The 10,127-nt window shown below is 33.0% G+C and carries 10 protein-coding genes; 2 read left to right on the top strand and 8 right to left on the bottom strand.

The window, feature by feature from the left end:
* Positions 1 to 274: 274 nt before the first annotated feature.
* Both U9P79_01415 and U9P79_01410 read left to right on the top strand, forming a co-directional pair.
* Positions 275 to 721 (top strand): GNAT family N-acetyltransferase, encoded by a 447-nt coding sequence (locus U9P79_01415; GenBank protein MEA2103287.1) that lies wholly within the window; start codon positions 275 to 277, stop codon positions 719 to 721.
* Positions 721 to 1,800, top strand: a complete 1,080-nt coding sequence (locus U9P79_01410) for an alanine racemase (protein MEA2103286.1) — start codon at positions 721 to 723, stop codon at positions 1,798 to 1,800. The genes U9P79_01415 and U9P79_01410 overlap by 1 nt, the downstream gene beginning before the upstream one ends.
* 525 nt (positions 1,801 to 2,325) lie before the next feature.
* Here U9P79_01410 and U9P79_01405 read toward each other — a convergent pair.
* The 8 genes from U9P79_01405 to U9P79_01370 all read right to left on the bottom strand — a co-directional run bounded on the left by U9P79_01405 (position 2,326) and on the right by U9P79_01370 (position 10,096).
* A complete protein-coding gene (locus U9P79_01405; protein ID MEA2103285.1) occupies positions 2,326 to 2,727 on the bottom strand; it encodes a PilZ domain-containing protein in 402 nt (133 codons plus the stop codon).
* A 119-nt stretch (positions 2,728 to 2,846) separates the two neighbouring features.
* A complete protein-coding gene (locus U9P79_01400) occupies positions 2,847 to 3,593 on the bottom strand; it encodes a tetratricopeptide repeat protein (GenBank protein MEA2103284.1) in 747 nt (248 codons plus the stop codon).
* A complete protein-coding gene (locus tag U9P79_01395) occupies positions 3,590 to 5,431 on the bottom strand; it encodes a BatD family protein (GenBank protein ID MEA2103283.1) in 1,842 nt (613 codons plus the stop codon). The genes U9P79_01400 and U9P79_01395 overlap by 4 nt, the downstream gene beginning before the upstream one ends.
* Positions 5,432 to 5,500: 69 nt before the next feature.
* On the bottom strand, positions 5,501 to 6,289 hold the full coding sequence (locus U9P79_01390) for a tetratricopeptide repeat protein (protein MEA2103282.1): 789 nt from the start codon (positions 6,287 to 6,289) through the stop codon (positions 5,501 to 5,503).
* A 1-nt stretch (position 6,290) separates the two neighbouring features.
* A complete protein-coding gene (locus U9P79_01385) occupies positions 6,291 to 7,298 on the bottom strand; it encodes a VWA domain-containing protein (GenBank protein MEA2103281.1) in 1,008 nt (335 codons plus the stop codon).
* A complete protein-coding gene (locus tag U9P79_01380; GenBank protein ID MEA2103280.1) occupies positions 7,298 to 8,338 on the bottom strand; it encodes a VWA domain-containing protein in 1,041 nt (346 codons plus the stop codon). Before U9P79_01380 ends, U9P79_01385 begins: the two co-directional genes overlap by 1 nt.
* Positions 8,280 to 9,221, bottom strand: a complete 942-nt coding sequence (locus U9P79_01375) for a hypothetical protein (GenBank protein MEA2103279.1) — start codon at positions 9,219 to 9,221, stop codon at positions 8,280 to 8,282. The genes U9P79_01380 and U9P79_01375 overlap by 59 nt, the downstream gene beginning before the upstream one ends.
* Complete coding sequence (locus tag U9P79_01370; GenBank protein ID MEA2103278.1) at positions 9,218 to 10,096, bottom strand: DUF58 domain-containing protein; 879 nt, start codon at positions 10,094 to 10,096, stop codon at positions 9,218 to 9,220. Before U9P79_01370 ends, U9P79_01375 begins: the two co-directional genes overlap by 4 nt.
* Between the last annotated feature and the right edge of the window lie 31 nt (positions 10,097 to 10,127).

The following is a 10,127-nucleotide window of genomic DNA, read 5'->3' as shown; positions in this document are numbered from 1 at the left end:
ACACAACAATGTATATAGTTTATGGCGGGTGAAGTGCTAAATTTGAATATTTTAACAATAAATAAACATCAGTGTAAATTGAAAGATTTGTGTTCCACAACCGCCACAAAACCATATACTTAACGTTGTACACCATTAAAAAAAACAGATAAGAAACAGAATGAAAAGGATATTTATAATTCTACTTTTCAGCAGTTTAACAACAAATTTATTTACATATCTCAAAAAAATCATTATTATATAATACAAAAATATAAAAAAGGAAATTATTATTATGGTTCAAACAAAAGTATTTACTACAACGAACAAACCGAATTTGAAACAAAAAGAAAGCTTGATTGACTTCTTATTTGACAATTTGCAAGAATATGGAGACCCAAAGTCTGACATTGAAAAGGCAGTTAATTACGCACTGAAAGAAACAACTTCTTTGGGCGGATTTATTGTGGTGTCATATTTAGAAAATGAAATATCAGGTGTAGTGGTTGTTAATCAAACAGGAATGAAAGATTATATTCCGGAAAATCTCTTAGTTTATATTGCAACTCACAAAAATCACAGGGGAAAAGGAATAGGAAAAATGTTAATGCAAAAAACCATTGATTTTGCAGATGGTAGTATTGCACTGCACGTTGAACCCGAAAACCCGGCAAGATTTTTATATGAAAAAGTTGGATTTAGCAGTAAGTATATTGAAATGCGATATAAAAAGGAAAAATAATGGCTTTTGTAACATTAGATATTAAAAAACTAAAATCAAATTTTGACTATCTCAATACTCTTTTTAAAAAGAATGGAATTGCATGGTCAATCGTGTCAAAAATGTTGTGCGGAAATAAAATATATTTAACAGAACTATTAAAATTTGACATTAACCAAATCTGCGACTCTCGTGTATCTAATTTAAAAGAAATTAAATCAATTAATCCTAAAATTGAAACTATTTATATTAAACCACCTGCAAAACGTTCAATATCAAGTGTAGTTAAATATGCAGATATTAGTGTGAATACGGAGATTGAAACTATCAAACTTTTATCAAAAGAAGCTCAAAAACAAAATAAAACTCATAAAATCATAATAATGATTGAGTTGGGAGAGCTTCGAGAAGGTGTGTTAGGCGCAGACTTTATTGATTTTTATGAAAGTGTTTTTAAATTAGAAAATATTAAAGTTGTAGGAATTGGAGCAAACCTTTCTTGTTTGTATGGTGTTCTCCCAAATCATGATAAATTAATTCAGTTAAGTTTATATGAACAGTTAATAGAAGCAAAATTTAACAAGCAAATACCATTCGTTTCGGGTGGTTCGTCCGTAACAATACCGTTGATTTTTCAAAACCTTTTACCAAAAGGGATTAATCATTTTAGGGTAGGTGAAACATTATTTCTTGGAACAGACGTCTATAATAATGCTAAATTTAAAAAAATGCACTCTGATGTATTTAGTCTGTATTCTGAAATAATCGAATTAATAGAAAAACCAATTGTTCCAAGGGGTAAAATAGGAACAAATGTAGAAGGAGAAAGTTATAAATTTGACCGATCAAATATAGGTGAAAAATCATATAGAGCAATTATTGATTTGGGACTTCTTGACGTAGAAAGGAACCATCTCGAATTAATTGATAAGAGTTTAAAATTAGCAGGAGCAAGTTCTGATATGATTGTGGTTGACCTCGACAAAAATAAAAAAAAATATCAGGTTGGCGATTTGATTAAATTTAAGTTAGATTATATGGGAATGCTCAGGATAATGAGCTCAAAATATATTGAAAAGAAAGTGAAAAACACCACATAACAAAGGCTATACATAATGCCGGTTTCGTGTTGTATATAAAATCTTTAGAAATAAATAAAATTAGTGGTAAATTGAAAATTAATCGTTTCAAAATGCCCAACTTTTCATAATTCCACCGTTGGCATTTATTGTAAAAAACCGTTTACAATAAAAAAATCCGTACAGAAAAAAGAGTAACTGTCTTTGAGATTGATTTTTTCAAAGAAAATATGACAAAAGAAAATTCAATAAAATTATTCCAAATTGCAAATATTGGTAAAGTTTTAGCCGATAGTACAGACCCAATCTCCTTATTAGCCCCCGACTTATCCGCCGGCTGGCGGAGGGTTAATGAGAAACACAATCTATGGATTTAACCATTTTATCATTAGATTCGCCCTATGGCGAAATGGTTAAATCCCCTTTTTTAAGTGGGCTCATCTTTATGATAAACCGAAGATTTTTTTAAGTGGGTAAATCGCATTTGATTTCACTAAGAAATTTACCTACTCGAGCAAAAACAAGGAAAATTTTCGTAAATTTTCTCTAAAATTCCTCGCCTTTTTCTTCCGAAGATTCAATAAATTCCACTCCAAATTTATATCCTTCCTCTTTAATATATTTGACCCAAATAAGTTTCGCTCGTTTATCCTGTGCCTTTCCATCAACATCAAAACGAATTTCAAATTCCAATTCAATAGGAATTTTAAAACTCATCCCACCTTTTGAATAATCTTCACCAGTTCCATAAAGAATATCAAAATCACCAACCATTTCCAGATTTGTCTCCAAACCTTTTCTTGGAAGCCGTACCCCAAACTTTTCTTTTGATTCATCTCCTGTTTTTTCTACCTTTGCAAGTTGTTGCCTAAGATTCTTGATTATCTTTGAATATTCCCCAATCTCCTTAATTAAATCTTCTTTAGTTTTTTCTTCAAATTCTTGCATTGGAACTCCTTCACTATTTTAATAATATCGCTAATGATTTTATATAACTTCGTGTGATTTTCAAAAACCTTGTCAATAAAAATGTTTCTAAACCACGATATTTCTCAATACTTTAACATTTATATTTCACCAATATTTTCCTTTAGAATCCAACCGCCGTTGCCTGTGGGCAATTTTATCAACACCCAGTCCCCATCGAATTTTTCGATTTTCACCTTCAAACCTTCGTGGATGGTAAAAACCTGCTCGAATTCCTGAGTTGGTCCGCTGTATGCCAACACGGTTTCCCCAAGGATAACCGCTGAATTTTTGGAATGGAATTGCATCAATCGGGTAACAGTAAAAATGAGAAAAAAAACAAAAAGGATGGAAAAAAGTAGCATAAAAGCTCGAATAATTTTTTTGGATACATCGCTGCGAGAAATTACCATGAATGCTGTAATAAGCATTAGAATCATAAAAGAGGCGATCCCAAAAATCGTCAGCAAATTTATCGAAAAGAAATAAAAGATATTCTGAGCAACTTGCTCCAAAAAAGTTTCCTGAGTTTCTTCTTTATCTTTAAGTGTGGATTTTAGCAAATCGATATTCTGGGATAATTCTTTATTTTGTGGCTGAAATCTCTTAGCTTTTTCATAATAAAGTCTTGCCAATCCCTTTTCTCCCAATTTGAAATAAGTATTTCCGAGATTATAAAACAAAATAAAATTTTCCACTCCCTGTTTGACCACTTCTTCGTAACCCTCTTTTGCTTTTGTATAATTTTGATCTTGATATGCTTTGTTTGGGATTGAAATATCATACTCGGCAAACAAAACCGAACTTACCAAAATGAATAGAAAAAAAATTAATGCTTTATATTTCACTTTTTTCTCCTGAATTTAATTTTTTGCAATTTTCCAATTATGTCTTCGAGCTGACTAAGATTTTCTTTCATATCTTTTTCAGAATAGGAAAAACCGCTGAATCTAGCCTGATCAGTGAGCATTAGAAACTTTTTCACTTTTTCGGTCAAATCCGTATCAATGCCATTTGCCTCAAAAACATCAATAACTTCTTGCAATTGCATACCCGCAGCAGATAGATTAAATTTGTTAGCAATATAATTTTTTAGAGTCTTTTCTATCGCAGGAAAAAAAACTTCTCCATTTTCATCATTACAAACTTTACGAGTAAATTTCAAATCCGTTTTTAATTGCTTGTTTGAAATTTTTAATTTATAATATCCCCTATCGGAAAGTAACTTGTCGCTCTCTTTTTTTATCAAAAAGGCGATAAAAAGAATGACCATCCCCAATACGGCAATTAGCCAGAACCACAATTTCTGAACAAGAAAAGAATTATTGTAAATCACGTTTTTGTTAATGATAAAATTGATGTCAATCCCCTGTACTACGATTCCTTTGGGATTAACATAGGAAGTTGCTGATAATGGAATGTCAGATTTCTCGGCAGTGAAATGACAAGATTTTGTTTCCACAGTGGAATATTTACCTGTTTGAGTATTAAAATACGAAAATTTTATGGGAGGAATCTCATATTTACCTGGTTCTTGAGGGATTAAAATAAATTTTATTGTCTTATATCCGGCAGTTTTGTAACTATCGGTCAGGGTGTTATTTTCTTCAGGTGGAAAAGTGCCGATATTATTGATTTGAGGAATAAGTGGAGCGTCAAACATCTTTATGTTTCCACTTCCGGAAATTGTAACCGTGAGGGTAATGGACTCGCCGGCTTTAACTTCGTGTTTGCCCAACTCGGCTTTTATGGAAAAAGTTCCAACCGCTCCCGTGTAATCTTCGGGACGATCAATCAAGGGAAGTTTTTTTACATGAATTGTAATTGGTTGTGAACTGAGCATAACTCTTTTTGTATTTCCAAAATCAAAAAAACTTCTAGCCGGAGTATTGTACGCTCCCACGAGTTGCATCGGATCAAGTTTAAAATCACCCTCATGTATTGCGAAAAGGGTGTATTCGCTGATTTTGTAGGTATAATATCTTATGCCTTTTAAATTTTCCAGCGTGTATCTGATATTTGTTGCCTGAAAAACATCCTCTTTGATAAAACCCGGAAAATTCGGCATCTGTTCGGGCTGAAGTCCGGACAATTCTTTCCGGCTATAAATTTTATAAATAATTGCAAATGGCTCTCCCACATATACATTGCGTTTTGTGGGAATGGCTTGAAGAAACATTTTTCTTCCATCAGCTATTGCCGAATTTGGTGAAGTTCGTTGCGATTGTGATAAATTATTGGGAGAGGTTTGGGTTGAAGAATTTCCCTTAATTATGTTAACCCGAATTGAGTTGGTTTTATATTTTTTCCGGTTGTATTTAACTTCTATCGGCGGAATTACAAAATTCCCTAATTTGAGAGGAGCAAGTGTATAAGTAAAACTTTTTGTAATACTTTTATCTACTTTTCCATTAATAATTTGAATTGACGAAGAACTCGAAGATGATTGCCCGATTATCTGAAATCCTGTGAGCTGCGGAATGATCGGTTCTACATCAACATTCTTATTTGCTTCAATCTCCACGGTTAATTGCAGACTATTTCCCATAATTATCTGAGTACGATCTACATAGGAAGACACGGATAACTCAAGAAACTCAGCCTTTAAAATGGCTGGAAATGTGATAAATAATATTAATATGGAAATTGAAGAAATTATATTTTTGGTAAATTGCTTACTTTTCATCTAATTTTTCTTTTTTGTTAGCTACAAATATTTTATTTAATATTATTTTTGAATTCGCAGCTAATTTTTTCACCAATTTTTATCGACTTTTTTGGGTGAGCTTTTTTTCTTGATCAATTCTTTTATTCGCTCTTTCTGTTTTTCATCTTCCTGCTTCTGCATTGCATTTAAGAGGCGTTTTGCCTGTTCAATTTTTTGTTTCTGTTCCTCACTTTGCTTATTTTGTTCCGGTTGTTTCTGCTGCTCATCCTGTTTATCTTGCTTCTGATTTTTTTGCTTTTCCTGTTCTTTTTTTTCTTGCTCCTGTTTCTCTTGTTCCTTTTTCTTTTTGTCTTGTTGATCTTTATTTTGTTCTTTCTTTTGCTCTTTATCTTTTTTATCCTGCTTCTTATCCTTGTTTTGTTTATCCTGATCGTCCTGCTGTTTTTGCTGCTGTTGTAATAATCGTTTCGTCATTTCAAAATTGTATCGTGCTTCGGAATTTTTGGAATTATCTAACAAGGCATTCTTGTAACTGCCCAATGCTTCTTTCAATTTTTTCGTTTGAAAAAAACTATTGCCAATATTCGTCCATGTTTTTGATTTATCCATTTTCTCACTTTTTAAGGCACTTTTATAGGAGGAAAGAGCTTTTTCATATTGCTTGTTTTTATAATAAGCATCACCGAGATTGAAATGCAACATCCCGTCTTCAGGATTTTCTATACTATTTGCAGAATATAATTTTTCTGCCTTTGAATATTCTTTTTTTTCATACAACTTATTTGCATTATCGTTTTTTAGAACTTTCTCATAATTAAGTGCAAAGCAAGACGTGGAAATAAAGTAAAATAAAATTGGAAATACTGCTTTTTTCATCCTAACCTTTCAAACCGATTTTTCGCAAAAATATCATTTGCATAATGATAAATAAAGCAAATGCCAGAAATACAAAATACTTATATTGCTCTTTGTACCGCGTATATCTGTGTTGAGCCAATTTTTCTTTTTCCATCAGATTTATTTCATTGAAAATTTGTCTAATCTCGCCTTCTCCGGCAGAAACTTGAAAGAAACCACCGTGAGTTTCTCGGGCAATCTTACTTAGGGTTGTTGCGTCAAGTTGAGATAATACAATATTTCCATCGGCATCTTTCACATAAGACTTTTCGCCTGTTTGAGCATTTCTTATTGGAATGGGAGCGCCATTTTGAGTTCCTACTCCAATAGTATAAATTATTACATTTTCACTTTTTGCAACTTTTATCTCTTGTTCAATGTTTCCTTGCAGATTTTCTCCGTCTGTGATCAAGATTAGAACTTTATTCTTTGCATATTCAGGAAAGAGCGAGATTGATGTTTGGATCGCTTCGGGTAAATTCGTTCCCTCTTTGGGAATAATTCCCACGTCCACAATCGAAGCAAACATTTTCAACGCAGAATAATCATTTGTCAAAGGGCACTGCACAAAAGCATCACCGGAAAATATTACGAGTCCTACTCGATCACCTTGCAATTGATCAATAAAGCTGGAAAAGGCATTTTTGGCACGCTGGATTCTGTTGGGTTTTAAATCCTCGGCAAGCATGCTCGATGAGACATCTGTGGCAACAACTATATCGAGAGATTTCTCTTCGATAATTTGTAATTTTTTTCCCCACTGAGGTCGGGCTGCTGCAATTATCAGTAAGATAATAATCACGATAAGTAAAAAATTCGTAATCGTTTCTGCAATGGTTGAGCGATTGAGAATCAATTTCTCTTGCATCTCTGTAGAGGCAAATGTTTCGAGCAGTTTCCTTTTCTTTCTTCTGGAAAAATATAAACCGAAAAAAATCAAAGGAATCAGGATCAGTGCTATAAAAAATTCAGGATTTCCGAAATGCATTAGGGTAACCTTTTAAATATCATTTTTGAAATAATTATATCGAGAACAAAAAGAAATATCGTGAAATAGATGAAATAAAAGAAAAGATCGAAATAATTGTAATAAACTTTTTCAGAAATTTCAGTCTTCTCCAATTTATCAATCTCACTCAATATTTTTTTTAATTGCCCGGGATTTCTGGCTCTTCTGGCAAATTTTGTTCCGCTCAATTTTGCGATTTTATTTAGGGTTTCAATATCAATATCAAGTTGTTGATTAGCATATTGGGTACCGTAAACAGGATGATCAACCGGAATCTTGGAAATACCATCTTTCCCCACTCCAATCGTGTATATTTTTATCCCGAATTCTTTGGCGAGATTTGCTGCGGTTATCGGGTCCATATTCCCGGCATTATTTCTTCCATCTGTTAGAAGAATGATTACCTTGCTTTTTGCTTTGGAATTTCGCAATCTGTTCAATGCCGTTGCCAAACCCATTCCTATCGCAGTGCCATCTTCGATCATACCGGTTTTAGTCTCGTCAAGGAGTCGGTGCAAAATTTTATGATCAATTGTCAGCGGACATTGGGTGTAACTATTTCCGGCAAAAATCACCAGTCCGACTCTATCGGTTGGACGCTTTGAGATGAAATTCTTCGCTTCCTCTTTTGCAACATAAAGGCGATTATTCGGTTTAAAATCAATTGCGCGCATGCTCGTGGAAACATCGAGAGCAAGTACAATATCCACGCCTTTATCTTTAACTTTGCTATATTTTTCCGGTATGACAGGTCTGGCAAGCGTAAAAATCAGAGTTGCAAATATCAAAATTTTGATAAAATAATTTCCTACATAAAAAAGAATATTGTTTTTTCTTAGGGATTTTGAACTGATCAAAGATAAATCTGAAAATAATATTGTGGGGCGTTTTTTGAGTTTTATGAAAATCTCATAAGCTGCGATCACAGGTAAGATTATAAAAAACCAAAAATATTGAGGATTAAGAAATATTATCTTCATGGTCAGTTTTATCCATCTCGTCTGATTTTGTTTTAACAATCAAATTTTCCAGATTTTCGATTAGGGGGTCCGCTTCGGAAAATGAAGGAAGAAATTTTGCATATTTCACTTTATCACACTTTTTGAGAATTTTTACAAATTGTAAGTCTTCCTCAACTTCATTATTTCTTAATAGCTGCTTTATTTCAAAACTCGTGCTTTCAAGAATCGGAAGTTTAAATCGGTTTTCCAAATATTCCCGACAAATCCAGGAAATATTTACATAATACTCTTTAATTTTTCCACGAGACAACAATTTTTCTAATCTTAAACTATCTAATTTTCGCAAAGCTATTAGATGGGCAGGTTCGATTTTTTTCTTCCTGATAGGAATTATTGGTTTACCTTTTTTATATCTCGTGAAAATAATAATTGCGAAAACAATTATAGCGATAATCAGAAGCGGGAAGAAAATATCCCAAAAGCCAAGTTTCAAGGATAATGGTGAAAAAATATCTTTGATGCCGCTAGTGTCTTTTTCCGTTAATATTGATTTAATAAAAATTTTTAACGAATCGGAATAAATAAAGGTAGTATCATTTTCATTAATAATTTGAAATTCCTGAATTGGTATTTTTTGCTTACCGGTATCAAAAAATGCTGCTGTGAAATTGAAATCCGTGATTCTGTCTTCACCTTTTGGAATATCTCTTGATTGAATATTTAGAATCGCGAAATTTTCCGACTCATTCTTTTCTGTCAAAACAGACTGAGTATTCTTCGGATGCAAAATTTGAACATCAAAAAAAACTTTGTCCCCTATCTCAATATTTTTAACATCCGTTCGAGAAGTATCTATAAACGTGTGAATCTCGGCACAAAATCCACTCACGGAAATTAATGTAAAAAAGACAAACGGCAAAATCAATTTCTTAAAATTCATCGTAATCTTTTTTCGCGTTGCTTAAAAAACCTGATCAACTTTTTTATATACGGCTGATCTGCCTGAATATCTATCAAATCTATTTTAAATCGCTTCAAATCCGTTTCTAATTGGTCAATTTTTTTAGTTTTTTGGTTGATAAAATTTGTTTGGAATTCACGTGAATTCGTATTAATTAAAATTTCTTTTCCGGTTTCCGTGTCTTCTACCAAAATGTGCCCCAATTTGGGAATTTCCAACTCTTTGGGATCGAGAATTCTAGCGGCAATCACATCGTGTTTTTGCGAAAGAATCTTCATTGTTTGCAAAAAATCTTCATCAAGAAAATCGGAAATAACAAATACGATGCTCTTTTTTTTGGACATTTTGTAATAGTATTTCAGAGCCTCGCTGATATTGGTTTTTTTATGCTCGGCTTTGTGATAGAGAATTTCCCGAACAATTCGCAGAACAGATTTCTTCCCCTTTTTTGGAGGAATATATTGTTCTACTTCGTCCGAGAAAAGCATCAGACCTACTTTATCATTATTCCGGATTGCAGAAAAAGCAAGAATAGCCCCAAGTTCAGCTGCTATTTCTCGTTTGAGATTCCGAGCGGTTCCAAAATTTCCAGATCCGCTAACATCAATCATGAGCATCACAGTAAGTTCGCGGGTTTCCTCAAATTTCTTTATGTAAGGATGCCCGAAACGGGCTGTAACATTCCAGTCGATCAGTTTAACATTATCACCGGGTTGGTAGGCTCTGACTTCGGAAAATTCTAGCCCTTGCCCTTTAAATATGCTGTGATACTCACCTGAAAAAAGTTCGTTTACCAAGCTGCGAGTTGTAATTTCGATCTTACGAACTTTTTCCAATATCTCTTTTGGAATCATAATTATTCTTTAGAAAATTGATTTACTTAGG

The organism is Candidatus Cloacimonadota bacterium, from assembly GCA_034661015.1.
Classification (GTDB): Bacteria; Cloacimonadota; Cloacimonadia; order JGIOTU-2; family JGIOTU-2; genus JAYEKN01.
The sequence above is the reverse complement of the archived record's forward strand: the minus strand, read 5'-3'. Positions and strand labels throughout refer to the sequence as shown.

Coding starts and splice junctions, on each gene's coding strand:
- U9P79_01390 (MEA2103282.1), bottom strand. CDS start 6,289: ATGAAAAAAGCAGTATTTCCAATTTTATTTTACTTTATTTCCACGTCT.
- U9P79_01395 (MEA2103283.1), bottom strand. CDS start 5,431: ATGAAAAGTAAGCAATTTACCAAAAATATAATTTCTTCAATTTCCATA.
- U9P79_01370 (MEA2103278.1), bottom strand. CDS start 10,096: ATGATTCCAAAAGAGATATTGGAAAAAGTTCGTAAGATCGAAATTACA.
- U9P79_01415 (MEA2103287.1), top strand. CDS start 275: ATGGTTCAAACAAAAGTATTTACTACAACGAACAAACCGAATTTGAAA.
- U9P79_01375 (MEA2103279.1), bottom strand. CDS start 9,221: ATGAATTTTAAGAAATTGATTTTGCCGTTTGTCTTTTTTACATTAATT.
- U9P79_01405 (MEA2103285.1), bottom strand. CDS start 2,727: ATGCAAGAATTTGAAGAAAAAACTAAAGAAGATTTAATTAAGGAGATT.
- U9P79_01410 (MEA2103286.1), top strand. CDS start 721: ATGGCTTTTGTAACATTAGATATTAAAAAACTAAAATCAAATTTTGAC.
- U9P79_01385 (MEA2103281.1), bottom strand. CDS start 7,298: ATGCATTTCGGAAATCCTGAATTTTTTATAGCACTGATCCTGATTCCT.